20 protein-coding genes and 1 tRNA gene are annotated in these 26,075 nt (G+C 61.8%); 13 read left to right on the top strand and 8 right to left on the bottom strand.

Going from position 1 to position 26,075, the window contains the following annotated elements; genetic code table 11:
• Positions 1-94 precede the first annotated feature (94 nt).
• From RTX98_RS03125 to RTX98_RS03115, 3 genes are all read right to left on the bottom strand, one after another.
• Positions 95-751, bottom strand: a complete 657-nt coding sequence (locus RTX98_RS03125; protein ID WP_312794493.1) for a hypothetical protein — start codon at positions 749-751, stop codon at positions 95-97.
• Complete coding sequence (gene leuS, locus RTX98_RS03120; protein ID WP_312794492.1) at positions 738-3,323, bottom strand: leucine--tRNA ligase; 2,586 nt, start codon at positions 3,321-3,323, stop codon at positions 738-740. The genes RTX98_RS03125 and leuS overlap by 14 nt, the downstream gene beginning before the upstream one ends.
• Positions 3,324-3,423: 100 nt before the next feature.
• Entirely contained in the window at positions 3,424-5,424 is a 2,001-nt protein-coding gene (locus tag RTX98_RS03115) for a choline BCCT transporter BetT (protein WP_312794490.1), read from the bottom strand.
• Positions 5,425-5,590: 166 nt separating this feature from the next.
• Between RTX98_RS03115 and RTX98_RS03110 the strand changes: the two genes are divergently transcribed.
• Positions 5,591-6,253, top strand: coding sequence for a YggS family pyridoxal phosphate-dependent enzyme (locus tag RTX98_RS03110; RefSeq protein ID WP_312794488.1), 663 nt, complete (start codon positions 5,591-5,593; stop codon positions 6,251-6,253).
• A gap of 558 nt (positions 6,254-6,811) precedes the next feature.
• On the opposite strand, the gene RTX98_RS03105 is transcribed toward RTX98_RS03110, so the two are convergent.
• Positions 6,812-7,918: a branched-chain amino acid ABC transporter substrate-binding protein gene (locus RTX98_RS03105; protein WP_312794486.1), complete on the bottom strand. Its 1,107-nt coding sequence runs from the start codon at positions 7,916-7,918 to the stop codon at positions 6,812-6,814.
• A gap of 235 nt (positions 7,919-8,153) precedes the next feature.
• On the opposite strand from RTX98_RS03105, the gene RTX98_RS03100 reads away from it, so the two are divergent.
• The 5 genes from RTX98_RS03100 to RTX98_RS03080 all read left to right on the top strand — a co-directional run bounded on the left by RTX98_RS03100 (position 8,154) and on the right by RTX98_RS03080 (position 18,230).
• Positions 8,154-9,200, top strand: a complete 1,047-nt coding sequence (locus RTX98_RS03100; protein ID WP_312794485.1) for an aldo/keto reductase — start codon at positions 8,154-8,156, stop codon at positions 9,198-9,200.
• A gap of 187 nt (positions 9,201-9,387) precedes the next feature.
• Entirely contained in the window at positions 9,388-11,349 is a 1,962-nt protein-coding gene (gene acs / locus RTX98_RS03095; protein ID WP_312794484.1) for an acetate--CoA ligase, read from the top strand.
• 5 nt (positions 11,350-11,354) lie between these two features.
• Positions 11,355-11,966, top strand: coding sequence for a LysE family translocator (locus tag RTX98_RS03090; protein WP_312794483.1), 612 nt, complete (start codon positions 11,355-11,357; stop codon positions 11,964-11,966).
• Positions 11,967-12,078: 112 nt separating this feature from the next.
• A complete protein-coding gene (locus tag RTX98_RS03085; RefSeq protein WP_416223055.1) occupies positions 12,079-16,815 on the top strand; it encodes an NAD-glutamate dehydrogenase in 4,737 nt (1,578 codons plus the stop codon).
• Positions 16,812-18,230, top strand: a complete 1,419-nt coding sequence (locus RTX98_RS03080) for an MFS transporter (RefSeq protein ID WP_312794482.1) — start codon at positions 16,812-16,814, stop codon at positions 18,228-18,230. Before RTX98_RS03085 ends, RTX98_RS03080 begins: the two co-directional genes overlap by 4 nt.
• On the opposite strand, the gene RTX98_RS03075 is transcribed toward RTX98_RS03080, so the two are convergent.
• From RTX98_RS03075 to rplU, 3 genes are all read right to left on the bottom strand, one after another.
• Positions 18,210-18,803, bottom strand: coding sequence for a GNAT family N-acetyltransferase (locus tag RTX98_RS03075; RefSeq protein WP_312794481.1), 594 nt, complete (start codon positions 18,801-18,803; stop codon positions 18,210-18,212). The two genes, RTX98_RS03080 and RTX98_RS03075, sit on opposite strands and share 21 nt — an antisense overlap.
• A gap of 124 nt (positions 18,804-18,927) precedes the next feature.
• Entirely contained in the window at positions 18,928-19,197 is a 270-nt protein-coding gene (gene rpmA, locus RTX98_RS03070) for a 50S ribosomal protein L27 (protein ID WP_189504794.1), read from the bottom strand.
• 109 nt (positions 19,198-19,306) lie between these two features.
• Positions 19,307-19,621, bottom strand: a complete 315-nt coding sequence (rplU, locus tag RTX98_RS03065) for a 50S ribosomal protein L21 (RefSeq protein WP_189504796.1) — start codon at positions 19,619-19,621, stop codon at positions 19,307-19,309.
• Between the two features lie 298 nt (positions 19,622-19,919).
• Here rplU and RTX98_RS03060 point away from each other — a divergent pair.
• Positions 19,920-20,009 (top strand) — tRNA-Ser (locus tag RTX98_RS03060).
• Positions 20,010-20,670: 661 nt separating this feature from the next.
• Positions 20,671-21,615 (top strand): hypothetical protein, encoded by a 945-nt coding sequence (locus RTX98_RS03055; protein ID WP_312794476.1) that lies wholly within the window; start codon positions 20,671-20,673, stop codon positions 21,613-21,615.
• A 47-nt stretch (positions 21,616-21,662) separates the two neighbouring features.
• On the opposite strand, the gene RTX98_RS03050 is transcribed toward RTX98_RS03055, so the two are convergent.
• The gene (locus RTX98_RS03050; protein WP_312794475.1) at positions 21,663-21,854 is read right to left on the bottom strand and encodes a hypothetical protein; all 192 of its coding nucleotides are present in this window, start codon (positions 21,852-21,854) and stop codon (positions 21,663-21,665) included.
• A 134-nt stretch (positions 21,855-21,988) separates the two neighbouring features.
• Here RTX98_RS03050 and RTX98_RS03045 point away from each other — a divergent pair, with 134 nt between their 5' ends.
• From RTX98_RS03045 to RTX98_RS03025, 5 genes are read left to right on the top strand one after another with little or no spacing between them, the layout of a single operon-like run.
• Positions 21,989-22,558, top strand: coding sequence for a hypothetical protein (locus tag RTX98_RS03045; RefSeq protein WP_312794474.1), 570 nt, complete (start codon positions 21,989-21,991; stop codon positions 22,556-22,558).
• Positions 22,555-23,934, top strand: a complete 1,380-nt coding sequence (locus RTX98_RS03040) for a 7-cyano-7-deazaguanine synthase (RefSeq protein ID WP_312794473.1) — start codon at positions 22,555-22,557, stop codon at positions 23,932-23,934. Before RTX98_RS03045 ends, RTX98_RS03040 begins: the two co-directional genes overlap by 4 nt.
• Positions 23,931-24,494 carry a helix-turn-helix transcriptional regulator gene (locus tag RTX98_RS03035; protein ID WP_312794472.1) on the top strand — a complete coding sequence of 188 codons (564 nt, stop codon included), beginning with the start codon at positions 23,931-23,933 and terminating at the stop codon, positions 24,492-24,494. Before RTX98_RS03040 ends, RTX98_RS03035 begins: the two co-directional genes overlap by 4 nt.
• On the top strand, positions 24,400-25,107 hold the full coding sequence (locus tag RTX98_RS03030; RefSeq protein ID WP_312794471.1) for an ImmA/IrrE family metallo-endopeptidase: 708 nt from the start codon (positions 24,400-24,402) through the stop codon (positions 25,105-25,107). The genes RTX98_RS03035 and RTX98_RS03030 overlap by 95 nt, the downstream gene beginning before the upstream one ends.
• Positions 25,082-25,708, top strand: a complete 627-nt coding sequence (locus RTX98_RS03025; protein ID WP_312794470.1) for a hypothetical protein — start codon at positions 25,082-25,084, stop codon at positions 25,706-25,708. Before RTX98_RS03030 ends, RTX98_RS03025 begins: the two co-directional genes overlap by 26 nt.
• Positions 25,709-26,075: the final 367 nt, after the last annotated feature.

Below are 26,075 nucleotides of genomic sequence, written 5' to 3'. Positions count from 1 at the left end.
CACCGTGCCCCATGACCTGTTGTTTGGACAGCGAGCATGACGCGCGGATGACGCGGGCGCCACAACTTTCTGGTCGGTCTGAAGCCGGCAAGTCTTAGTTCGCAATAGACCCTCGAGTCTGGTTGCCGGGCCGCGGCGTGACCTCGGCGATCGGGGCCGAAACGCTGGACTTGGCGCCGAAGCCTGCTGGCTGCGACAGGTCCTGCGCGATAGCCAGACGAAGCAGTTCGGCGAGTTCGCGACCCGCACGCTCCTGCGCATCGCGCTCTGCACGCAAAGCGGAAAACTGCTGGCGCGGCACGTCGAAGGAGGACACGACCTGGCGGCTGCCGGTGCGAATCACCTGGCCGGTCGTGGTGTCGGTAATGTCATAGGCGCCACGCATGGTGACGGCACCCGCGGTCGGCTCGTCCTCGCTGGTGCGCTGGACGTAAGCAGCCGAGGATGTTTCCGACGTGACGTTGAGGCCCACGGAATAGCGTGTGGTTGCTTGTGGTTTTGCACCGCCGTTCAACAGGAACACCAACTGGTTGCGCACGATCTGCGCCGGACGGCTGCCGACAGCCTTGACGCTGATCGAGGACAAGGGCGTCACATCGCCGGTTGCCCCGCTGACCAGCGTTCCGCCGCTGCCGTAAAGCGGGCGGGCCTGACAGCCGGCGGCAAGGCCGAGCAGTCCTGCTGCAACAACGAGAAGGGCGGGGCGCAGGAACCGAACCGCGCCAGAGTTACGAACGTCAACCAACGACATTCACGATCCTTTGCGGCACCACGATAATCTTCTTGGGCTGGCGGCCTTCGAGCGCAGCCTGGACGAAGTCCAGCGCCAGCACGGCGGCTTCCACGGCAGATTGGTCAGCGTCGCGGGCAATTGTCAAATCACCACGCTTCTTGCCGTTGATCTGGATCGGCAAGGTGACCTCGTTGTCCAGGAGGAAGGACGGATCGAAATCCGGCCAGGCACGCGCTGCAACCATCTCGGTGCCGCCGATTTCCGCCCAGCATTCTTCCGCTAGATGCGGCATCATCGGCGCGATCATGGCGATCAGGAAGTCGACCGCCTGGCGCAGGGCCGGGCTGGCTGTTCCGGTCGATGCGGCTTCGGTCAGCGGCGCATGCAAGGCGTTGACGAGTTCGTAGATGCGGGCAACTGCCTTGTTGAAGGCGAGCTTCTCGATGTCTTCGCCGACATGCTTCAGCGTGCGATGCGCGATCTTGGCAACAGCCTGATCGCTGGCCGCCGTGCCCTGCGGCGCCTTCAGCCCGTCAGCAGCTTCCGCGATCAAACGCCAGATGCGCTGCACGAAGCGGTGCGAGGCATCCGCTCCCGCTTCCGTCCAGATCACGTCGCGCTCGGGCGGCGAATCGCTGATCATGAACAAGCGGGCGGTATCGGCGCCGTAGCTGTCGATGATGTCGTCGGGATCGACCACATTCTTCTTCGACTTCGACATCTTTTCGATTGAGCCGATCTCGATCGGCGAGCCATCGGATAGAAGCGTCGCCGTGCGCTTCCCGCCGACATCCGAAATCTTGATCTCGGCCGGCGTCACCCATCCATTCGGACCCTTATAGGTCTCGTGAACCACCATGCCTTGCGTGAACAGGCCCTTGAAGGGCTCGGCCAGATCGACATGGCCGGTGTCGCGCATGGCGCGGGTGAAGAAGCGCGAATACAGCAGATGCAAAATCGCGTGCTCGATGCCGCCGATGTACTGGTCGACGGGCATCCATTCATTGGCTGCCTTGCGATCGGTCGGCTCGTTTTCCCAGGGTGCCGTGAAGCGCGTAAAATACCAGGACGAGTCCACGAACGTGTCCATCGTATCGGTTTCACGTCGCGCCTGGCCACCGCAGGATGGGCACTTCACGTGTTTCCAGGTGGGGTGACGGTCGAGCGGGTTGCCGGGCGTCTCGAAATCCACGTCGTCCGGCAGCTTCACCGGCAGATCGGCCTTCGGCACGGCAACGATGCCGCAGGCGTCGCAATGGATCATGGGGATTGGGCAGCCCCAATAGCGCTGGCGCGAAATGCCCCAGTCGCGCAAACGGAACTGTGTTTCGCGCTTGCCCCAGCCGTCCTTCTCGAAGATGGCGAGCGAGCGCGACATGGCTTCATAGGCCGTCTGCGTGCAGGGCTCGCCGACCCATTGCACATAGCGCACGGGTTGCGTCTTCAGCGGCACGAAGGCGGTGTTTCCGACGCGCTCGTCGCTGTCCAGCGGCAGGAAGACGTCGATCACCGGCAGATCGTACTTGCGGGCGAAGTCGAGATCGCGCTGGTCATGCGCGGGGCAGCCGATGATGGCGCCCGTGCCGTAATCCATCAGCACGAAATTGGCGATGAAGAGCGGCAGCGTCCAGCTGGGATCAGCGGGATGCGTGACCTTGATGCCGGTGTCCAGCCCGAGCTTCTCTGCCGTCTCGATCTCAGCCGCCGAGGTGCCAATGCGGCGGCATTGCTCGTTGAACGCCGCGACCTCCGGGTTGTTTTCAGCAAGCTTCTTGGCCAGCGGATGGTCGGCCGCGATCGCCGCAAAGGTCGGCCCGTACATGGTGTCCGGGCGTGTGGTGAAGACGGGCAGCGTGTCGAAACCATCCGGTGCGTCGACCAGGCCGAAGGCGAAGGACAGGCCTTCCGACTTGCCGATCCAGTTGGCCTGCATGGTGCGGACCTTTTCCGGCCACTGGTCGAGGCCGTCCAGGGAGTCCAGCAGGTCCTGCGCGTAATCGGTGATCTTGAACACCCATTGCGCCAGCTCGCGCTGTTCGACCTCGGCACCCGATCGCCAGCCACGACCGTCGATCACTTGTTCGTTGGCGAGCACTGTCTGGTCGACCGGATCCCAGTTGACCTTGGACACTTTGCGGCCAACCAGGCCCTTGGCCTGGAAGTCGATGAACAGCATCTGCTGGCGATGGTAATAATCGACATCGCAGGTGGCGAATTCGCGCGACCAGTCGAGCGACAAGCCCATCGACTTCAACTGCGTGCGCATCGCCGCGATGTTCTGGTAGGTCCAGTCCTTGGGATGGACCTTGTTCTGCATGGCCGCATTCTCCGCCGGCATGCCGAAGGCGTCCCAGCCCATCGGGTGCAGGACGTTGAAGCCCTTGGCCTTGCGGTAGCGCGCCAAAACGTCGCCCAGCGTATAATTGCGGACGTGGCCCATATGGATGCGCCCCGACGGATAGGGGAACATCTCCAGCACGTAATATTTCGGGCGTGGATCGTCGTTCTTCGTCTCGAACAGCTTTGCGGAATCCCAGGCTTCGCGCCATTTGGGCTCGGCGGCACGGGGATTATAGCGTTCGACGGGCATGGGACGGGTCACTTTCACAATCGCGCGGCATCAATAAGGTGCCAGGCAAGGTTTGCAAGCCATTCTTAGTGCGGCGCGATTGCGAAGGGCCGTCGGCGCCTCAGGCGCCGGCAGCGTGCAGGAACTGGAAGTGCCGGTCATATTGCGACAGCACGTCCTGGATCAGTTCTTCCTTGGAGAAGCCCATCACGTCATAATCCTGGCTGCCTTCGGCCAGGAACACCTCGGCGCGATAGTAATGATCCGCCTCGTGCCTGCGCCGTGCCGCACTTTCGATGAAGCTGTAGCTCGGCAGATCGTAGCGGCGCATGCGGATGCCATAGCCGAAAGCTTCGGGTGCGTCTGGCGCCACCCTCAGGCGGATGCGATCGTCCCGCACATCCACGTCAGCAAGGAGGTCGCGCTTGCGTAACTCTTCGGCCACATCTTCCAGCGCCGGGCGCGCCGTTTCATCCATGAAGCGGGTGACCTCGCTGCGGCTCGGATGATTGAGGATGCCCTGCAGCTGGCGCTGCCAGTTGCGCGTGGCGCGCGGCCGCAAGGTCTGGGTCAGCGCGTTCTGGCGAATGCCTTCGCGTGCCAAACCCTTCCACAAGCCGTAACACATGATGAGCATCACGAAGGTGAAAGGCAGGGCGCCGGCGATCGAAGCGGTTTGCAGGGCATCGAGGCCGCCCGCCCACAACAGTACCATGGCGATGACGCCCGACAGGATCGCCCAGAATACGCGCCGGGCGGTCGGGCCGTCCTCACGACCGCCCGAGGTGATCGTATCGATCACCAGTGCAGAAGAATCCGCGCCTGTGACGAAGAAGAACACGATCAGGAACATGGCGAACCAGGAGACATAAACGCCAAGCGGGAACTGCTCGAGGAATACGAACAAAGCGAGCGTGACATCTTGCGAAACCGCATCGGTGACGGCACGCGTTGCGCCGGTGAGATGCATGCCCAAAGCGGTATCGCCGAAAACGGTCATCCAGGCGAAGCTGAAGCCGGTGGGAACCAAGAGAACACCCAGCACGAACTGGCGGATGGTGCGGCCACGCGAGATGCGGGCGATGAACATGCCGACAAAGGGGGACCAGGCGATCCACCAGCCCCAATAGAAGAGGGTCCAGCTGCCGAGCCATGCGCCCGGGCCATCATCCGGCGCATAGGCATACATATAGAAGGTACGCGAAACGAACTGGTCGAGATAAGCGCCAAAATTCTGCACGAAAGCGCGCATCAGGAAGGCGGTCGGACCCATCACGAACACGAAGGCCATCAACGCAATGGCCATGATCATGTTCAGATTCGACAGGAACTTGATGCCCTTGTCGAGACCGGTCGCAACCGACACCGTCGCCATGCCGGTTATGACGACGATCAGCGGCAATTGCACCCAGAAGCTCGTCGGCCAGCCCAGCACATGGCTGAAGCCTGCATTGATCTGCAGCACGCCCAACCCGAGCGATGTCGCCACGCCGAAGATGGTGCCGATCACCGCAAAGATGTCGACCGCATTGCCGATCGGCCCGTAGATGCGCTCGCCGATGATCGGATAAAGGGCCGAGCGCATCGTCAACGGCAAACCGTGGCGGAAGCTGAAATAAGCGAGGCTCAGGCCGATCACGGCATAAACGGCCCAGGCATGCAGACCCCAATGAAAGTAGCTGATCTCCATGGCGGTGCGGGCTGCCGCGATCGTTTCGGGATCACCGACCGGCGGCTTGGCGAAGTGGGTGACAGGTTCTGCCACGCCGAAGAACACAAGGCCAATGCCCATGCCGGCGGCGAACAGCATCGAGAACCAGGCGCCGTAGCTATAATCGGGTTCGGAATGGTTCGGGCCGAGCTTGATGCGTCCGAAACTGGAGACGGCCAGGAACAATGTGAAAAGCAGGAAGATCGCGACCGAAAGGAGATAAACCCAGCCAAGCTCCGAGACGATCCAGGATTGCACCGCCTTGAACAAAGCGGCAGAGCCCTCCGGAGAAAGGACGCCGGCAAGCACAAAAGCCAGCGTGATACCCACCGAGCCGAAGAAAACAGATCGATTGACGCCCTCGGTCAATCCGACGGGTTTGGCTGCGGGCGGGTCTAGGTGATCGGTCAACGGAACATGGTCTCCTGAGGGCGGATTTTGGGCGCGACCGTGTCACCCACCGGGTGGGCAAGTGGGGCGATCTGCGTCACCGACAAGTCAAAAACCGGCCTCTCGCTTGACGAGGCGCGCTGTTCGGCTCCAAACGGCAAGCCATAGATCTCAGGAGAATGCAGCCATGTCGGACGCAGTCGACAACCTCAACCAAGTCCGGTCCCGGATCGCGGATGCCGAGCGCCAGGCGCAGCGTCCGGCTGGTTCGGCTGTGCTTGTCGCGGTGTCCAAGACCTTCGATGGCGACGCGATCCGGCCGGTTCTGGACGCCGGACAGCGCATCTTCGGTGAGAACAAGGTACAGGAAGCGCAAGGCAAATGGCCGGCGCTGAAGGCCGACTTTGCCGATGTCGTCTTGCACCTGATCGGACCACTGCAATCCAACAAGGCGAAGGATGCCGTTGCGCTGTTCGACGTGATTGAAACGGTGGATCGCGAGAAGATCGCGGCCGAACTTTCCCGCGAGATGGCCAAGCAAAACCGGCAGATCCGGCTTTATGTGCAGGTGAATACGGGATCCGAGCCGCAAAAAGCGGGCATTGAGCCGACTGAAGCGGTGGCTTTCGTGACCCGCTGCCGCGATGTGCACGGCCTGGCGATCGAAGGCCTGATGTGCATTCCACCGGCCGACGAGAACCCCGGACCCCATTTCGCGCTGCTGGAAAAGCTCGCGCGAGAAGCGGGGGTGGAGAAGCTTTCGATGGGGATGTCGGGGGATTACGAGACGGCGGTTGCGTTTGGTGCGACGTCAGTGCGGGTGGGGTCGGCGATTTTTGGGGCGCGGTGAAGGAGGGGAGTAGGGGAGTAGGGGAGTAGGGGAGTAGGGGAGTAGGGGAGTAGGGTGCGTCCTTCGAGGCTCGCCTGCCGAACTTGGCTCGACACCTTCTAGCCCATGCGGGCTCGCGCATCAGGAAGAGGAGCGTTGTGGCTGATGTGGGGAGCGCTGAGCACTTGTATCCGCGCCTGTGAAGCTTTGGCGCAGCTTCATGTGGACCATTGTCCCCGCCCATCCGCTTCGTCATCCTCGGGCTTGACTCGAGGATCCATGCCGTGTCTCCTCCGCGCTTTAACCGCTCCGATAATTTCGGTCCTGCGTGTTGAGCGTCGGGCTAGGACACCGTGACGACTGTTCAGGCATGGATCCTCGGATCAAGTCCGAGGATGACGAAGTCCGACCGGCCTCGTCCGGGCCGACGGTGCTCGCCTGACGATGGAGCAGGCACGACGGCTCTTATCTTGAGGTGCGAGCGTGGCGAGCCTCGAAGGACGCACGTTTTCACCGCCACCAAGATGATTCACGTGAAAAGGGCCGGCGAACCGGCCCTTTTGTGGCTGCTAAACGGCTTTACTCGCCGGCGGCGACGATCTTGCCGGCTTCCCACTTGAAGAGGGAGAAGCTGGGGGAGGACAGGTCGCCGGTCTCGCCATAGGTGAGATCGCCGATGGCGGTTTTGATGGGCTGGCCGTCCTTGAGGGCGGTGGAAACGGCCGCGCTGTCGTCGGCGCCGGCCTTTTCGATACCGGCTTTCAGCACTTCCACGGCGGCGTAGGCGTTCAGCGTGAAGGCTTCGGCCGGGATGTTCTTGTCCTGCAGCGCCTTGATTGCGTCAGCGGAAGCCGGGTTCTTGGAGGCGTCGCTGGCATTGGTGAAGAGCGTGCCGGCGGCGGCTTCGTTGCCGATGGACCAGAACTCGGTGTTGGACAGGCCTTCGCCGCCGATGATCGTGGCGTTGACGCCGGCGTCCTTCAGCTGGCGGGCGAGCAGGCCGCCTTCCGGATGGTAGCCGCCGAAATAAATGACATCGACATTCTCGGCCTTGAGGCGCGAGGTCAACGCAGAGAAGTCCTTTTCGCCGGGGGTCAGCGAGTTATAGAACACTTCCGTCACGCCGCCCTTGTTGATGCCGGCCTTGAAGGCATCGGCGAGGCCTTTGCCATAGGTGCCGTTGTCATGGACGATGCCGATGCGCTTGTCCTTGAGGCTCTTCAAGACATAATCGGCGGCAACGCCCGCCTGCTGGTCGTCACGGCCGCAGGTGCGCAGCACGTTGGTGAGGCCACGGCTCGTCAGTTCCGGCGAGGTCGCGGTCGGGGTGACCATCAGAACGCCGTTTTCCGCAAACACGTCGGACGCGGCCATGGCGACGCCGGATGTGACCGGGCCGACCACGAACTTGATGCCATCGGCAACCAGCTTGTTGGCAGCCGACACGCCCTGCGTCGGATCGCCGGCATCGTCGGCCAGCGTCAGCACGAGCTTTTCGCCCTTGATGCCGCCGGCGGCGTTGATCACGGCAACGGCGGTTTCCGCGCCATTCTTCACCTGTGCGCCATAAGCGGCGACAGGACCGGTCAGCGGCGCGATCAGGCCGACGGTGATGTCGGCTTGAGCAGCGGAGTTAAAGGCGAGGGATGCGGCAAAAGCCGCGCTTGCGAGAAGTATCTTGCGCATTTCCTGCTCCAATTCGGCTTCTTGCCATCGAAAACAGGTCGTTTCCGACAGGAACCATCATGGCTAAGACAAGGAGGCTTCCAACGCAATCGACCAAGCCGTGATCTTGGCTCTACCAGTCTGAAAGTTTCGGATGTGGTTGCGGGGAGCGTCCTGCGTTCCATCTATCCCCTCGTCTTCCTCCCTTCACAGGCAAGCCCGATCATCGGGCAGGGATGACCAAGGAGATCCCCTCATGAAGTATAGTCAGCTTGGCCGCACCGGCCTGTTTGTTTCTGAAATCTGCCTGGGCACCATGACCTTCGGCGAAGCCAGCGAAGGCCAGTGGGGCAAGATCGCCAGCCTCGGCCAGGACGGCGCAAACGAAATCGTGGAGCGGGCGCTGGCCGCCGGCGTCAACTTCATCGACACCGCCAATGTCTATTCGTTCGGCGAATCCGAGCGAATTCTGGGACAAGCGCTGCTTGACCTCGACGTGCCACGCGACGAAGTGGTGATCGCCACCAAGGTGCATGGCCGGATGGGCGACAAGCCAAACCAGCAGGGCTCTTCGCGCGGCCACATCATGGATTCCATCGAGCAAAGCTTGGAGAACCTCCAGCTCGATTATGTCGATCTCTACCAGCTGCACGGCACCGACACGGTGACGCCGATCGACGAAACGCTGCGGGCGCTGGACGATCTCGTGTCGAGCGGGCTCGTGCGCTATGTCGGCGTTTCGAACTGGCAGGCGTGGCGGATTGCCAAGGCGCTCGGCGTTTCGGAACGTCGCGACATCGCCCGCTTCGAAACGGTACAAGCCTATTACTCCATTGCTGGCCGGGACCTCGAACGCGAGATCGTGCCGCTGATGGCGGAAGAAAAGCTCGGCCTCATGGTGTGGTCTCCGCTGGCCGGCGGTTTGCTGTCGGGCAAATACGGCCCGGGCGCGCCGAACGAAGGGGAAGGCCGTCGCAAGAATTTCGACTTCCCGCCGGTGAACACCGACAAGGCCTGGCCGATCGTCGCCGCCATGCGCGAGGTGGCGAGCAAGCACGGCTCGGACGTCGCGACCGTGGCGCTGGCCTATATTCTCGCCAAGCCGTTCGTGATGAGCGTGATCATCGGTGCAAGCCGCATGGATCAGCTTGAGCAGAACCTTGCCGCCGTGGACCTGCAGCTCGATGCCGACGATCTCGGCAAGCTCGACGAGATCAGCAAGCTGGCGCCGGAATATCCGGGCTGGATGTTGGAACGGCAGGGTGCCGGACGCCGTCCTGCGCCGTTCAAGCCGGAAAGCTGATCGATCGCTCAGATGGAAGCGCGGCTGCCGGCGGCGGCCGCGCTTTTGTTTGCTGGCCCGATGCATCTTTGTTGCGGGCAGCTTGGCTGGGACCGCTGCAAAGGTCTAATGTCGCTGAGGCGGCAGGTTTGCTAGGAACGCACCAAGGAGGAGCGCCAAGCAAGGCGCTTGTTGAGGGAGGCATGATATGACCGAGAACCAGCTTCACGCCGTTCAGCCGGACTGGAAAGCGCGCGCGCTGATCGACGACGACACCTATCGCGCGTGGTACGAGGAAAGCGTGCGAGACCCCGAAACGTTCTGGGGCAAGCACGGCAAGCGGATCGACTGGTCCAAGCCTTTTACCAAGGTCAAGAACACCAGCTTCGACGATGATGTCGTGATCCGCTGGTTCGAAGATGGCGAAACCAATGTTTCGGTGAACTGCATCGACCGCCACCTGGAAAAGCGCGGCGATCAGGTCGCGATCATCTGGGAAGGCGACGATCCCAAGGATGATCGCAAGATCACCTATCGCGAACTGCATGATCAGGTTTGCCGGCTTGCCAATGTCCTGAAGGACAACGGTGTTGCGAAGGGCGACCGGGTCACGATCTATATGCCGATGATCCCCGAAGCGGCCTATGCGATGCTGGCCTGCGCGCGGATCGGCGCCGTTCATTCGATCGTGTTCGGCGGCTTTTCGCCGGATGCGCTGGCCGGCCGCATCGTCGGCTGCGAATCCACCTTTGTGATCACCGCGGACGAAGGTTTGCGCGGCGGCAAGAAGATCCCGCTGAAGGACAATACCGACAAGGCGATCGACATCGCGGCGCGCCAATATGTGATGGTCAACAAGGTGCTGGTGGTGAAGCGCACCGGCGGCACCGTCGGTTGGGCCGATAATCGCGACATCTGGTTTCACGAAGCGGTTGAAAAGGCCTCGCCGGATTGCCCGGCTGAAGCGATGAACGCGGAAGATCCGCTGTTCATCCTTTACACATCGGGTTCCACCGGCAAGCCGAAGGGCGTGCTGCACACAACCGGCGGCTATCTCGTTTATGCCTCGATGACGCATGAATACGTCTTCGATTACCATGACGGTGACGTTTATTGGTGCACGGCCGATGTGGGCTGGGTCACGGGCCACAGCTATATCGTCTACGGGCCGCTGGCGAATGGCGCGACGACGCTGATGTTCGAGGGCATCCCGAACTATCCCGACCAGTCCCGCTTCTGGCAGGTGATCGACAAGCATCAGGTCAACATCTTTTATACCGCGCCGACGGCGCTGCGCGCGCTGATGGGTGCGGGCGACCCCTATGTGACCTCGTCCTCACGCAAGTCCTTGAAGGTTCTGGGATCGGTGGGCGAGCCGATCAATCCCGAAGCCTGGGAATGGTATTACCGGGTGGTGGGCGACAGCCGCGTGCCGATCGTGGATACGTGGTGGCAGACGGAAACTGGTGGCATTCTCATTACGCCGCTGCCGGGCGCGACCGACCTCAAGCCTGGTTCGGCGACACGCCCCTTCTTCGGCGTGCAGCCGCAGCTCGTGGATGCGGAAGGCGGCGTGCTGGAAGGGGCTGCCGACGGCAATCTCTGCATCGTCGATTCCTGGCCGGGCCAGATGCGCACCGTTTATGGCGACCATGAGCGCTTCGTGCAGACCTACTTCTCGACCTATCCCGGCAAGTATTTTACCGGCGATGGCTGCCGCCGCGACGAGGACGGCTATTACTGGATCACCGGCCGCGTCGATGACGTGCTCAACGTTTCCGGCCACCGCATGGGTACGGCCGAAGTCGAGTCGGCGCTGGTGAGCCATGATAAGGTCTCGGAAGCAGCCGTCGTCGGTTATCCGCATGACGTGAAGGGGCAGGGTATCTACTGCTATGTCACGCTCATGAACGGTGTGGAGCCGACGGACGAGCTGCGCAAAGACCTCGTTGCGCATGTGCGGCGCGAGATCGGTGCCATCGCATCACCCGACAAGATCCAGTTCTCGCCGGGCCTGCCAAAAACCCGGTCGGGCAAGATCATGCGTCGTATTCTCAGAAAGATCGCCGAGGACGATTACGGCGCGCTCGGCGATACGTCGACGCTGGCCGATCCGGCAGTGGTGGACGATCTCGTCGCGAATCGCCAGAACAAGAAGGCGGCGGCGTAAACGGCATGGACCTCGGTTCGCTCCTGATCTTTGCCGGCGCGCTGTTCGTGGCGGCCGGCTCGCCGGGTCCCAGCATCGCGGCCCTTGTGGCGCGGGTGCTGACCGGCGGTATCAGGAGCGTGCTGCCGTTTCTTGCGGCCATGTGGGTGGGCGAAGCGATCTGGCTGTCGCTGGCCGTGTTCGGCCTCGCTTTCATTGCGCAAACGTTCCAGCTGGCGTTCACCATCATCAAGTGGGCGGGCGTTGCCTACCTTGCCTGGCTTGCTGGCAAGATGTGGACGGCGCCGGTGAAAGCGGAAGGCGATGCCTTGCCGAGAGCCGACGCGCCCTGGCGGATGTTTGCGACAGGTCTAGCGGTGACGCTCGGCAATCCCAAGATCATGATGTTCTATCTGGCGCTATTGCCGACCATCATCGATCTCGGCCGCGTTTCTCTTGTGGGCTGGGCGGAACTGACGGCCACGATGGTGATCGTGCTGATGGCGATCGACATCGGCTGGGCGGTCGCGGCATCGCAAGCCCGACGCTTCCTGCGCAGCCCGTCTGCCATGCGCATTGCCAATCGTTTGAGCGCGACCGCGATGGCGGGCGCTGCGGCGGCAATTGCGTCGCGCTGAGCCGCGCCGTCATAACTGCATCATCCTTATCGCGCACTTTCCCTTTGCAGATGGTCGATAAACGGCCTTGATCTGCTAGATAGACCTGCAAAGCAGATGTCTGGAGGAAATCGTGGACAGCGCAAGCCGAACTTCGCCTCAGGATCCCACCGGTCCGAGCTTTGCCAAGCGTCTCTTTGAACGCGCGCCTGCGGGGGATCTGGCGCGCTATGATGCGGCGACCCTGGAGGCGGCGGCTGCGTTTGCGAAAGCAGCGCTAAGACAGCACCGGCGTGGCCAGAGCGTCGTTGCCTTCGATGCGCTTGCGGTGCCGAACAGCAAGACGCCGCTGACCGCGATCACCGTGATCAACGACAATATGCCCTTCCTGTTCGATTCGGTTGTCGGCGAGGTTGCCGCTGACACCGGCGAAGCGGTGCTGGTGGTGCATCCGATCTTCAATGTGCGGCATGGCCCCGATGATGCCTATGTCGAGATCATTTCCGGCGAGAGTGGGACCGAGACGGACCGCGTCAGCGTGATCCAGATCCACACGACGCAGCTGAGCAGCGCCGATGCCGAGCTCTTGAAGCAGCGCATTCTGTCCGTTCTCAAGCAGGTGCAGGATGCGGTTACCGGCTGGCAGCCTATGCTGGCGCGTTTGGACCAGGCGATCGCCGGCCTGCGCGATGCGCCGGCGCAACTGGCTAAGCCGGCCGTGGACGAAGCGGTGGCGTTCCTAGAATGGCTGCGCGACGAGAATTTCACCTTCCTGGGTATGCGCGACTTCCATTATCAGGGCGATGCCGCCGAGGGCGGGCTGGAACGCGTGGATGCGCCGGGCCTGGGCATCCTGTCTGATCCCGAGATGCGTGTTCTGCGCCGCGGCAGTGAGCCGGTTGTCACCACGCCGGAAATCCGCGCTTTCCTGCATGGGCCGGAGCCGCTGCTGGTCACCAAGGCCAATGCGAAGACATCCGTGCATCGCCGCGCTTATCTCGATTACATCGGGGTCAAGACCTTCGGCGCCGATGGCAGTTTGCAGGGCGAGCTGCGCATTGTGGGTCTGTTCACCTCCACCGCCTACACACGTTCGGTGATGACCATCCCCTATCTGCGCTCCAAGGCGAAGACGGTGATCGGCGAACTCGGCTTCGATCCGGGCGATCACAGCGGCAAGGCGCTGATCAACGTGCTGGAAAGCTATCCGCGCGACGAGTTGTTCCAGATCGAGGTTCCGGTTCTGCGTGACCATGCCGAAGCGATCCTGGCGCTGGGCGAGCGGCCGCGCGTGCGGGTGCTGACGCGGGCCGACCAGTTCGACCGCTTTGTGGCGGTACTCGTTTTCGTGCCGCGCGACCGTTACGATTCCATCGTGCGCGAGAAGATCGCGGCTTACCTCAAAGACATCTACCGCGGCCGTGTGTCGGCTTATTATCCCTCCTTCCCGGAAGGCGGTTTGGCGCGCGTGCACTTCATTATCGGCCGCTCGGAAGGGCAAACACCGACGCCGTCACAAGCGGAGTTGGAAGAGGCCGTTCGTGCCATCGTGCGCACCTGGGATGATACGCTGCGCGAAGCCGCGATCCAGGCTGGACCGGCACCGGAAGCGCTGACGGTGGCCGCGCGCCTGCCCGAATCGTATCGCGAAAGCTTCTCGCCTGTTGATGCCTTGCTCGATGCCGAGCGTTTGGCCGGCTTGACGGCAGACAACGGGATCGCGATCGACTTTTATCGCCGCGAGGACCAGCCGGATACCGCGCTGTCCCTGAAGATCCATCATTTCGCAGCCCCGGTGCCGTTGTCCAAGCGCGTGCCGCTGCTGGAAAATATGGGTTTCCGGGTGATCAGCGAGCGCACCTTCGAGATCCCGCACACGCAAAGCGACGGCACCGACTTCATCCATGACATGGAGTTGGAACCGGCGGACGGGCGCGCGCTCGATTTGGCCGATGCAGGCCTCCTGTTTGAAAGCGTGTTCTTGGCGGTCTGGAACGGCCAGGCCGACAATGACGGCTATAATGGTCTGGCGCTGACGGCAGATCTTTCCGCACGCGACATCGTGGTTCTGCGCGCATACGGCCATTACCTGCAACAGGCCGGCATTCCGCAAAGCCAGGACTTCATCGCAGGCGTTCTCAACCGATCGCCTTCCATCGCGCGTGCCTTGCTCGACCTGTTCCGGGCGCGGCTGGAAGCCGGCGATGCCGCCGCCGAAACAGCCAGTGCGGACGCCATTCTGCAGGCGCTGGACGATGTGGCGAGCCTTGATGACGACACGGTTCTGCGCCGCTTCCTCAACCTCGTGCAGGCCACGCTGCGCACCAACCATTTCGCCGGCGACACACCGGTTGGCGCGACGTTGGCGCTGAAGCTGGACGCTCGCGCCGTGACGGGCCTGCCGGAGCCGCGTCCATGGCGGGAAATCTTCGTTTACGGGCCGGAAGTCGAAGGCGTGCATCTGCGTTTCGGACCAGTGGCACGCGGCGGCTTGCGCTGGTCGGACCGGGCGCAGGATTATCGCACCGAAGTGCTCGGCCTCGTGAAGGCGCAGCAGGTGAAGAATGCCGTGATCGTGCCGGTGGGCGCAAAGGGCGGATTCTTCCCCAAGAAGCTGCCGACGGGCGGGTCGCGCAATGCCGTGTTCGAAGCGGGTACGCAGGCCTACGTCACTTTCGTGTCGGCGCTGTTGTCGATCACCGACAATATCGTCGGCGACCATGTCGTTGCGCCGGCAAACGTTCTGCGCCGCGACGAGGACGATCCGTATTTCGTGGTTGCCGCCGACAAGGGAACGGCGACCTTTTCCGACACGGCCAATGCCATTAGCCAGGCGCATGACTTTTGGCTCGACGATGCTTTCGCCAGCGGCGGTTCGGCCGGCTATGACCACAAGAAGATGGGCATCACCGCGCGCGGTGCCTGGGAAGCGGTAAAGCGGCATTTCCGCGAAATGAACCGCGACATCCAGTCTGAGCCGTTCACGGTTGCCGGCGTCGGCGACATGTCGGGCGACGTGTTCGGCAATGGCATGCTGTTGTCGGAGCAAACGCAGCTGGTGGCGGCGTTCGACCATCGCGACATCTTCATCGATCCGCAGCCCGACATCGCCGCGAGCTTTGCGGAGCGCAAGCGGCTGTTCGATCTGCCGCGCTCGTCCTGGCAGGATTACGACAAGAACCTCCTGTCCAAGGGCGGCATGATCGTGCCGCGCAATCAGAAGACGATCACGCTGTCGCCGGAAGCGGCCGCTCTGCTGGGCTTGGAGAAGACCAGCGCCTCGCCGACCGAGGTCATGACGGCGATCCTCAAGCTGCCGGTCGACCTGCTGTGGTTCGGCGGCATCGGCACCTATATTCGCGGTTCGAGCGAGAACAATGCGGATGTCGGCGACCGCGCCAACGATCCGATCCGCATCACTGGTGGGGATGTCGGCGCCAAGGTGATCGGCGAAGGGGCCAATCTCGGCGTGACGCAGCGCGCGCGCATCGAATATGGTCTGCGCGGTGGCCGCTGCAACTCGGATGCGATCGACAATTCCGGCGGCGTGAACTCGTCCGATCTGGAAGTGAACATCAAGATCGCGCTGGCTTCCGCCATGCGCTCCGGCCGTCTGACGCGCGAAGACCGCAATGTCTTCCTGGCGGAGATGACGGGTTCTGTGGCGTCGCTGGTGCTGGAAAACAATTACCGGCAGACCCTCGCTCTTTCGCTCGCCGAGCGTCGCGGGCTGGTGGAACTGCCTTACCAGCGCCGCTTCATCACCGGGCTGGAAGAGCGCAGTCTGCTGGATCGCGCGGTGGAAGTGCTGCCCTCGGACGTGCAGCTGGCCGATCGCGAAAGCCGCGGCGTTCCGCTGACGCGCGCGGAACTCGGCGTGCTTCTGGCCTATGCCAAGCTGACCTTGTTCTCCGATCTCGTCGGCAGCGGTTTGCCGGATGAGCCCGTGTTCGAGCGCGATCTGATTGGCTACTTCCCGCGCGAAATGGCCGAGCCCTATCGCGACGAAATCCTCAGCCATCGCTTGCGCCGCGAGATCATCGCCACCGAAGTGGCCAACGACATCGTGGATCGCGGCGGCCCTGCCTTCGTGTCGAGGCTGCAGGACATGACGGGGGCGAGCGCCGCCGAAGTCGTGCATGCCTATGTTCTGGTGCGCGATGGCTTCGAACTCGCCGCGCTTTACGCGGCGGTGGATGCGCTCGACACCAAGATCGATGGGCATGCGCAGCTTGATCTTTATGCGGCGATTGCCCGGCTGGCGCGCCACGCCACGACTTGGCAGCTGCGCAATGGCGAACGCGACAAGCCGCTGGCCGAGCAAATCGTGGATTTGCGCGCCACGCGAACAGCGCTGGAAACGGCGCTTCCGGAGCTGCTGCCCGACGGCATGCGCGACAAGCTGCAGGAGCGCGCGCGTGGTCTGGCCGAACAGGGTGTTTCGCCGGAACTTGCCGACAAGCTTGCGCTGCTCGACGTGCTGCACGTGATCCCCGAAATCATGCAGGTGGCGGCGCGGTCTGGTTCGACCTTGCCTGCAGCCGCAAAGGCGTTCTTTGCGGTGACTGCCTTCTTCCGCATCGGCCGCATCGAGGATGCCATCCGCAGCCTCAATCCGACCGACTATTATGAAGGCCTGGCGCTGACGCGGGCGGAAGACGCGGTTGGTGCCGCGCGTCGCAGAATCGCGGCGGCAGTCTTGCAGGCGGAACCGACGGGCGAGACGTCTCCCGATGACTGGGTGGCGAAGGCGGGTGAGGCGGTGTTGCGCGCGCGCTCGCGGCTGGAAGCGCTGACGGATTCCGGTGAGCTGACCGTGTCCAAGCTCACCGTTGCGTCCGGCATCCTGTCCGATCTGGCGCAAGGATGAGCTTGCCCGCCCCCACAACGCCTGGTTCCATCGATGCCAAGGCAGCGACGGGCAAGGGCATCTGGGGGTGGATGCTGTTTGATTGGGCAGCTCAGCCCTTTTTCACGGTGGTCACCACCTTCATCTTCGGCCCGTATTTCGTGTCGCGAATGGTGGATGACCCTGCCGTGGGGCAGGCGGCCTGGGGCTATGGCATCGCCGCCGCCGGTTTGGTAATCGCGATCCTGTCCCCGGTTCTGGGCTCGGTTGCCGACCAGACCGGCCGGCGCAAGATCTGGATCGGCATCTTTGCCTTCATCAAGATCACCAGCCTGATCCTCCTTTGGTGGGCGGCACCCGGTTCAAACCTGATCTCGCCGCTGCTGGTTTTTGCGCTGGCTTCCGTTGCGGCCGAGTTCTCCATCGTCTTCAACGATTCCATGCTGCCGCGGCTCGGCATGGGGCGCGACATCGGCCGTATCTCCAACCTCGCCTGGGGTTTGGGCTATGCGGGCGGCATGGTGGTGCTGATCTTCGTGGTCGGCTTCATCGCCGGGACGCCGGACACGGGCCGCACCCTGCTCGGCTTCGCGCCTTTGTTCGGGCTCGATCCGGCTACTGGCGAAGATGCGCGCGCGACAGGACCGATCGCCGCCATCTGGTATCTCGTTTTCATCCTGCCGATGTTTCTGTTCACGCCCGATACGCGAACAGGAACGCCGGCTGGCAAGGCCGTGAAACAAGGCTTGGGCGAGCTGCGCGACACGCTGAAGGAGGTTCGCGGCCGGCCGGGCATTCTGCGCTTCCTCGTGGCGCGCATGATCTTTCAGGACGGCGTCAACGCGCTGATCGCGCTTGGCGGCACATTTGCAGCGCTGCTGTTCTCGTGGTCGGTGACCGAGATCGGTCTTTTCGGCATCATCTTGAACGTCGCGGCGATCATCGGCTGTTTGACCGCCAGCCGGCTCGACAACCGCTTCGGCTCCAAGGTGGTGGTGGTGTTGTCGCTGGTGATCCTCATCGTAGCGACACTCGGTGTCGCGTCGACCTCGGCCACCGCAACCCTGTTCGGCTTGCTGCCGCTCGGGGCGGCCGATGTGCCGGGGCTGTTCGGGTCGACGGCCGAAAAGGCCTATATCTTTTACGGCCTGTTGATCGGTGTGGCGTTCGGGCCGGTGCAGGCCTCGTCGCGCGCTTACCTCGCGCGCAGCATCCCGCCTGAAGATGCGGGGCGGTATTTCGGACTTTATGCGCTGGCTGGCCGTGCCACCAGCTTCGTCGCGCCCTTCGTGGTGGCGACGGTCACCGCCTTGTCCGGCTCGCCTGCGGCGGGCATGGCGACCATCATCCTGTTCTTGGCGCTGGGGCTGGCGATCCTCTTGCGCACGCCATACCCTGCCGACAAAGTTGACGCTTCAACCGTTACGCGGCCATGAGCGCAGGCTGATCCAGATCTTGCGATCGAGCTGATAGTGCTCGACCGGCACCTGGCCGGCCACGCGCGATTGCGCCAGGCCGGGGCCGGCATAATGGAAGCCGCATTTCTGGATCACGCGACGCGAGGGCGTGTTGACCACGCGGCAGCTGGCATAAAGCCGGTCGATTTCAGTGGCGCGAAAGGCCAGATCGACAAGCGCATGTGCTGCTTCGGTGGCAAAGCCCTGGCCCTGATGCGGACGGCCGATCCAATAGCCGAGCGTGAGATCCTGGCGGCCCTGGATCAGGCTGGCGCAGCCGATAAAGGTGCCGGTGTCGGCGAGGGTCAGCGCGTAGCCGGCACCGGCTCGTGGCCGGCTCCAGTTATCGACAAAGGCTAGCGCGTGCTGTTCGCCATAGGGATGCGGCATGGTCGCGAGCATCGCGGCAAGCTGGCGATCATTGGCCAGTTCCACGAGATCGGCTACGTCGTCCGCATGCGGCGGACGCATCACCAGTCGCTCGGTGAGCAGTACCGGGCAGTTGATCGTCAGCGCGTGCGCTTCATCGACCTCATCTGTCTCGACAACCATGTGCAGTCCCTCCAGAGCACAAGAAAAAAGGGGAGATGGCGACCCATCTCCCCTTCATCTGATCTGGTTTTTCACCAGACACCGGACCCCGAGATGGGCGCCGGTGTTGGTGGTGCGGAACCGGCTACTCCGCGGCTTCGGCCAGTGCGTCGACCGACACGTAGGTACGGCCGTTGGCTTTCGCGCGGAACGACACAGCACCTGGAACGAGCGCAAAAAGGGTATGGTCCTTGCCCATGCCCACATTGGTGCCCGGATGCCACTTGGTGCCGCGCTGACGAATGATGATGTTGCCCGGAATGACCTGCTCGCCACCGAACTTCTTCACGCCAAGGCGCTTGGATTCTGAATCGCGACCGTTGCGCGAAGAACCGCCAGCTTTCTTATGTGCCATGGATCTACTCCTTGAATGGCGCTCTTTGTGCCTGATGACCTCTTAGGGATCAAGCGGCGCCCAAAATTGTCGTTGCGTCAATCCAAGCCGTTCAGCCTGGATCAGTTCCTCAAGCGGCCGAAATGCCGGTGATGCGAACCACCGTGTGCATCTGGCGCTGACCGCGCTTGCGGCGTGAATTCTGACGGCGGCGCTTCTTGAACGCGATGACGGTCTTGGAACGGCCGTGCTCGACGATCTCTGCGGTGACCTTGGCGCCGGAAACGAAGGGCGCGCCGAGCGTGGTGTTGTCGCCATCGCCATAAGCGAGGACTTCGCCGAACTCGATCGTGTCGCCGGGATTGCCGGTGAGATTGCTGATGGTGACGACGTCGTCGGCAGCGACGCGGTACTGCTTACCGCCGGTCTTGATGACTGCGAACATCTTTCTTCCTTTCGGTGTTCATCCGGCTCTGAGCGGGAAACCGCCCGGCCGTCTTCTTGTCAGTCTTGTTGCTCGAAATGCGTCCGGCCTCACGGCACGGACCACGTGATTGGCGCAAACCAAGCACGGCACGCACGGATCGAGGATCCATGCATGATCGCGCGTCCATAAAGGAGCGGTCTCGCTGCGTCAAGGTCACAGCGCAGAGACTTCGCATCGAACATGCTTTGGGCCCTTGTGTCGGCCTGCTACAGCCTATATGGAGTGCGCCGCGCCCTTAATCGGGCGGACCAGCCGCGGAGAGGTGGCAGAGTGGTCGAATGCACCGCACTCGAAATGCGGCATGGGTGCAAGCTCATCGGGGGTTCGAATCCCCCCCTCTCCGCCATTTTCCATTGTTCTCGTTGATCTTTTCTCTAGTTGATTGTTGCTGGGCCCACTTCCAGGCCCACTTCCTACGAAGCTTCGACGGTAGAGCGTCCTTGATGAACCTATGCAAAGACGCCATTAGGCAAGACCTAGGTGCACTGTGCATCTGCCGCAAGCTCTGGTCAGCACAACGTTTCGAAAAATTGACAGAGCAGGCAGCTGCCGAGCCTGTAATACGATTAGCTTCCTAGCGGCTCAACTTGTATATGCTCATTAAGCCATGCGAAAAGTAGCTCTCCAGTTGATCGCGGGTGATCGCGGGACACGTGGGCAAGAAGCGACAGTTTTGCGCCGATTAGGTCCATTCAAGTTGTTTGTCCTACTTCCCGAAATCTGACGACCCACCACAGCAAATCAGTTGCCCGAAGCCGCATTCATGTGGCTAGTTGTGATGATGCGGATGCGAGTTGCTTTGTATTTGCATCGATTGGATGCAAAAAGACTATCCGCAGTCGTCGTAGTTCTGGGAGTCTTATTCCCGGGAGTTTGACCATTCAAGGCAGAACGGGAAAGGTCGACTTTCAGTTGCCATGGCTATGAGCGCGGGTTCGGTTCCGATCTCTCGTCGATATGGTCGTAGCTCTCTGGCAGGCTTGAGACTTGAAGGGGACAAAAGAGTCGTGAAGAAGCGAACGACGCATGCCATGTTCAAGGAAGAGTTGGATTGCTTGTTCGAAGCGATGGATAATGTCGCGCTGTCGGGGAAGCATCCGATCTTCAAGAAGGCCGATGACAAAGAATACTACAAGACGCAGCTGATGTTCGCCTACCGCAAGCAGGAGGCGGCCGAGCACCATGTTGCCAATGTCGAGGCCAGGCTGGCAACGGATAAAGCCAAAGCGATGGTGGCGATGAAGAAGCCGCGGAAGCTGGCCAAGAACGTCACGACTTCGACCGCGCAAATGATCACCGATGTCGGTTCCCATGCATATGTCCACGAACTTGCGGCATTCCTGGCAGCCATTCGCAGCGGCCTCGATTTCCTGGCGACAGCAGCCGTGAGGACCCTTCCCGGAAAGAGCGCGCATTCGGTGCATGACATGGAGAAGTGGGTCGAGAAGGGGCAACAGGGCGGGGTGCTCGACGTGGTGAAAGCTCACCAAGAATGGCTGGTCCAGTTGCGCGGCTATCGAGACGAGCTAATCCATAACAGTTTGCTGCAAGCGCCGGCCATAGGCTGGTTGATCTCGACGAAAGGGAGCACGCCCAAGGCCAAGATGTCTACGGCGGTGCTGCCGATCGTCGTCCCCCGCCTGACGCCCAAGCGAAGTCTGGATACGCGACGCTCAAGGATGATGGATGAGGACGTGCCCTTTGGGCTGGAGCGGCACGAGATGCATGGGGCGTTTACTCACAGTGACGGCACCGAAGTTACGCTCGAGCACGAGGTCAGCTTCAAGCCCAGTCCATCGCACATGCCGATAACGGAATTTATGAAACACCATCTCCTCCAAATATCGGGCGTTCTCGGTAGACATGCTCGGCGCAGTTCGAAAGAGCGACTTCGGGACGATCAAGTAGGCGCCCGCCGACGCGAGAGATTGGTCGCCGATCCGGGGGTCTAGCGCTAGTGCGCCAACATCTCGGCGGCGATCTCCTCGTTGCTCAAGGACTACTGGTAGTAGGCCGACCAGTTGGCGAGTTCGTCGAGCAGAGCGACCCCGATCGTCACCCCAGTTCCGGTGATTAGTGCCCGGCCTCCTGCGGCGCGAAGGCGTGATCGCTGAACTGAAGGAATCCGGGCGGCAGCGGCGCCATCGGCCTTCTCGAAGATGAAGCGAACCCGCACAGCGATTGCGGCCACCAATGGCCCTGCAGCGATAGCATGCAGGTCACGTGCGTATTCCCCTGCAACTTTAGCTCCGCTGAAGACCGCAGCTACCAAGATTTGACATTGTCGAATTTTAAGATAAAAATTCTGACATTGGAGATCTTCAAATGAGCGACGGCCCCCATCGAAGCCTGCTGATGCCCAGAGCGTGGAAGGAATTTGCCCGCAAGGGCGATGCCACGACTTATGCCGAAGAAGAGGTGAGGGACGCAGCGGTTTACGCACTCGCCCGGGACTTCGCGAACGAAGTGTCCGGACCCTTGCTGCGCGCGCTACGAGACATCTTCGATGGAGTCGGGAATTCGCTGAAGATGATCGACGTCGCCAGTCAGGCAATTGAGGATGCGAAGCATATGGCTGCTGGATCGGTGTTCGGTTTGGCTGCTGTCCGCTGGTGCGAGGAGTTCGTGCTTGAAGGCTCGTTCGGGCGCGACAGATTTCACGAGGCTGTCGGTTGCGCGGTCAAGGAGCGCGGTTATGCGGGCCAGAAGCAAGTGCAGGAGCATTACCTGCGCAAGTCGGGTACGCGACGTTCCGACGGCGTCGCTGCGAGGATAGGTAGCGCGATCAACAGCCTGAACTCTCAGGAAATCGGGCGATCCTTCTCGGACGACGGCGAACGTGCCAAGGCGCCGCGGAAGAGCGTGGGGATGGATGAAGGAGTACGGCTGTCATGAACGACCTGACGCCGGCTTTGACCTTGCGAAGCCTAGACGTCGACGTGGTGCAGCCAGGCACTGCAGTCCGTCGAGGTCGTACGCCCTGCGAAATCGAAACGCATGTTCGTTTCGACACGAGCGCCCTCGAATCGTTCGCATCGCGGAATTGGCGCCCCGATGTCTACGATGCCTTGCTTGTCGCGGCCGCGGTCGAGTTCTGCGATAGAAAGTTAACGCGCCATGCGCATGCTTGGGGTCGATCGTTCAAGGTGCGCGTCCCGGTTCACTCGCCAGCCCTTTGGAATTCGCGTGGCGTGAGCCAGTCGCTGATCTCGGCCTTAGAGCTGGTCACAGGTGATGCATGGTCTTTCGAATTCGTTGAACGCGCGCCGGCTACTCAATCGGTTCAGCAGACTCGCATGGAATTCCCACGCGACGTCGGTTCTGTCATTGCCTATAGCGACGGCATGGATTCCCGCGCCGTCGCTGGAATCGAAGAGCGTCAGCTGGGGGATCGGTTGGTACGCGTTCGGGTGGGGAAGAAGTTGTCCGACATCCGCGGCAACGATCACCGGAAGCGCCCGTTCGCACGGATACCGTATCGGGTTCTCTTGCACGCGAACAACGGGGAGACTAGCGCACGGAGCCGTGGCTTCAAGTTCGGCCTCGTTGCTGGCGTAGCAGCATTCCTCGTTGATGCGCCCGAAGTCATCGTTCCCGAAAGCGGGCAAGGCGCTCTGGCGCCGGTCATGATCCCCGTGGGTCAGGGCCATCCCGATTATCGCAACCACCCTGTCTTCACCACCAAGATAGCCAAGCTCATCGGCGCGATCTTCGGTCATGAAGTAACATATCGATTCCCCAGGCTGTGGCACACCAAGGCACAGACGCTTCGCAAATACGTCGATCTGCATGGTGATCGAGCGGCGTGGCAGGATACCCGCTCGTGTTGGCAACAGGCACGCCAAGTGTCTGTCGCTCATGTCTGGCGCCAGTGCGGGATCTGTGCTGCCTGCATGCTCAGACGCATGAGCGTGCACGCGGCCGGATTGACAGAAGCGCGGGACATCTACGTTTGGGAAGACCTCGGCGTCTCCGATTTCACGAGTGGCGCGGCGGGAAGTTTTGGCGGAAGAAACCGTAATTCGTTGCGCGAATATGCGCTCGCGGGCGCCCTGCATCTTGATGACTTCGCGGCGCTCGATGGTTCGGCAGAAGGCGAATTGATTGTGCGTCGCGCGCAAGGAGAGGTTTCACGAGCCACGGGAATTGCTGTAGCAGAAGCCGCGGATGGTCTCAGGGCCCTCATCAAACAACATAACAAGGAATGGACGAGCTTTTCCGAGAGCCTCGGAGACAGCTCGTTCGTCAATTCCTGGACAGATCGATCATGAGTTTCGCGAACCTTCCCATCGGCCCCATCGAATTGGGGGAGCGATTGCGCATCGCACGCGAGAGCGCAGGCATCACGCAGGAAGCCGCCGCCAGCGCCGGCGGCGTCGGCCGAACGACCTTAGTCGCCGTTGAAAAAGGCGCGCGCGAGGTCCGGCTGGAGGAGATTCAGGCTCTGGCCCGCGCCTACAACATCTCGGTGAATTCGCTGCTGCGCCGCGAAGCCGTTCACGTCGATCTGGTCCCCCGTTTCCGGTCGTTGCCCGAGACCAATGAGAAAGGGATCGATCAAGCTGCAAGAACCCTCAGCGACCTGGTCAGAGCCGAGGTTGAGCTCGAGAACCTGCTGGGCGTGGAGCGCGCCCGGAACTATCCGGCCGAGAAGACCATCCTCAGGGGCGACGTTCGTTTGCAGGCCGAGCAGGATGCGCTTGGGCTTCGCCACTGGCTCGGCTTGGGACAGCCCCGTGCACGACGTCTTCGCGCTCATGGAATTGCAACTCGGGATCAGGGTCTATGCCCGGTCCCTCGATGCGATGGTTTCGGGGCTCTTCGCCTATGACGACAACGTCGGCGCGTGCATGTTGATCAACGCTGGGCATCGGCGCGATCGCAGAAGGCTGACGGGGGCGCATGAGCTCGGCCATTTCACCGCGACGAGGCGCAGCCCGGAAGTCTATCAGGACACCAAGCACGAGAACTCCCGCGACGAGCGCTACGCAAATGCCTTTGCACGCTCGTTCCTCATGCCAGCGCGAGCCGTGATGGAGAAGTTTAAGGAAGTGACCGCGGGATCGACGCACCTGACGCGCAGACACGTCATCCTGCTCGCTCATTATTTTGGCTCCTCGCGCCAGGCTCTGGTGATGCGTCTTGAGGAACTGGATCTCACGAGGAAAGGCACGTGGGACTGGTTCGCCGACAACGGCAGCATTACCGATGAGCAGGCCCGAGAAGTGTTGGGCGACATCGCCGACGCGGTCCCGCGCAGTTCCAACAAGCCACTGTCGTCTCGCATCTTCCTCTTGGGCATTGAGGCTTGGAAGCAGGACCTTTTGAGTGAAGGGCAGCTGGCAGAGGTGCTCAAGCTGGATCGACAGGAAGTGCGTGGGCTGCTGGCGGAAGCCGAGGCCGATCAGGACGAAGCAGATGATCTATTCAAGCTGCCTCACTGAGGAAGATGGGCTTCTCGTCCTTGACGCCAGCGTCGTTATCAATCTCCTGGCCACCGGCTGTGCTCTTGATGTCATCGCCGCGTTGAGCAGACGGGTCGTTCTGCCCGAAGCCGTCGTCCGAGAGGTCGAGAATGGTGAAGAACGGGGTCATGGGGCCGCAAGCCGCTGCCGCGACCTCCTCAAGATTGGTGGCGTGGAGGTCTTGGTACTGGAAGGGCCGAGCCTTCCGGTTTTCATAGAGCTGGTGAGCGGCAGCGCCTCGGCCTCGCTGGGCGATGGCGAAGCCGCAACCATCGCGCTCGCCAGCACGCGTCCTGGCTGCGCAGTAATCGACGAGAAAAAGGCGACGAAGCTGCTGACGGCAAGGTTTGCACAGGTTAGGAGCGCGACGACCATCGATCTGCTGGCGCATGCCGAGGTCGAACGCAGCATCGGTCGCGACAGGTTGGCGCTTGGAATCCGGTCGGCGCTCAAGGAAGCGCGCATGCATGTTCGCCAGTCACAGTTCGACTGGGTGAGCGGCTTGATCGGGGACACGGCGACCGACAACTTCCCGGCGCTGAGACGGTTCGCGAGCCCCGGCAAGAACGCGTCTCGATGAAGTCGACAGGCTATGCTCGTCGCGAAGCCGGTTTGCGCGTCGTTGCCCATGTGCCAGCGGACGGAGCTACGTTCACACGGTCGCATTGGTTATGACGTTTCACAGTTCTGTCGCCGGTGGTCAAAACCTTTTCGTCTTCAGTCCGGACAGCCTTGCCTTCGTCGAAGGTTCTTCCTCGGCTCAACAGGTGCCTCGCCGAGTTTGTAAGATGCAGCCGGTCACGAAGGTGACTTCTGAGAACAAGCGGACGACTATCTGCCGGTGGCCTTGAACGAAACGGTTAATTCTCTGTGGAAGTTTCGTCTTTTACATCGTTTCGGGTGCTATAGGGCAGGACCCTTCTTCGATGTGCCATCGGGTGGAAAGT

This window comes from Tianweitania sp. (assembly GCF_032053605.1).
Classification (GTDB): Bacteria; Pseudomonadota; Alphaproteobacteria; order Rhizobiales; family Rhizobiaceae; genus Tianweitania.
Note: the sequence above shows the minus strand (reverse complement) of the source record. Positions and strands in the feature narration are given on the sequence as shown.

Bases quoted from the DNA above. Each gene is read 5' to 3' on its own strand.
- RTX98_RS03125 (WP_312794493.1), bottom strand. From the start codon at position 751: ATGTCGTTGGTTGACGTTCGTAACTCTGGCGCGGTTCGGTTCCTGCGC.
- leuS (WP_312794492.1), bottom strand. From the start codon at position 3,323: ATGCCCGTCGAACGCTATAATCCCCGTGCCGCCGAGCCCAAATGGCGC.
- RTX98_RS03110 (WP_312794488.1), top strand. From the start codon at position 5,591: ATGTCGGACGCAGTCGACAACCTCAACCAAGTCCGGTCCCGGATCGCG.
- RTX98_RS03105 (WP_312794486.1), bottom strand. From the start codon at position 7,918: ATGCGCAAGATACTTCTCGCAAGCGCGGCTTTTGCCGCATCCCTCGCC.
- RTX98_RS03100 (WP_312794485.1), top strand. From the start codon at position 8,154: ATGAAGTATAGTCAGCTTGGCCGCACCGGCCTGTTTGTTTCTGAAATC.
- acs (WP_312794484.1), top strand. From the start codon at position 9,388: ATGACCGAGAACCAGCTTCACGCCGTTCAGCCGGACTGGAAAGCGCGC.
- RTX98_RS03090 (WP_312794483.1), top strand. From the start codon at position 11,355: ATGGACCTCGGTTCGCTCCTGATCTTTGCCGGCGCGCTGTTCGTGGCG.
- RTX98_RS03080 (WP_312794482.1), top strand. From the start codon at position 16,812: ATGAGCTTGCCCGCCCCCACAACGCCTGGTTCCATCGATGCCAAGGCA.
- RTX98_RS03075 (WP_312794481.1), bottom strand. From the start codon at position 18,803: ATGGTTGTCGAGACAGATGAGGTCGATGAAGCGCACGCGCTGACGATC.
- rpmA (WP_189504794.1), bottom strand. From the start codon at position 19,197: ATGGCACATAAGAAAGCTGGCGGTTCTTCGCGCAACGGTCGCGATTCA.
- rplU (WP_189504796.1), bottom strand. From the start codon at position 19,621: ATGTTCGCAGTCATCAAGACCGGCGGTAAGCAGTACCGCGTCGCTGCC.
- RTX98_RS03045 (WP_312794474.1), top strand. From the start codon at position 21,989: ATGAGCGACGGCCCCCATCGAAGCCTGCTGATGCCCAGAGCGTGGAAG.
- RTX98_RS03040 (WP_312794473.1), top strand. From the start codon at position 22,555: ATGAACGACCTGACGCCGGCTTTGACCTTGCGAAGCCTAGACGTCGAC.
- RTX98_RS03035 (WP_312794472.1), top strand. From the start codon at position 23,931: ATGAGTTTCGCGAACCTTCCCATCGGCCCCATCGAATTGGGGGAGCGA.
- RTX98_RS03025 (WP_312794470.1), top strand. From the start codon at position 25,082: ATGATCTATTCAAGCTGCCTCACTGAGGAAGATGGGCTTCTCGTCCTT.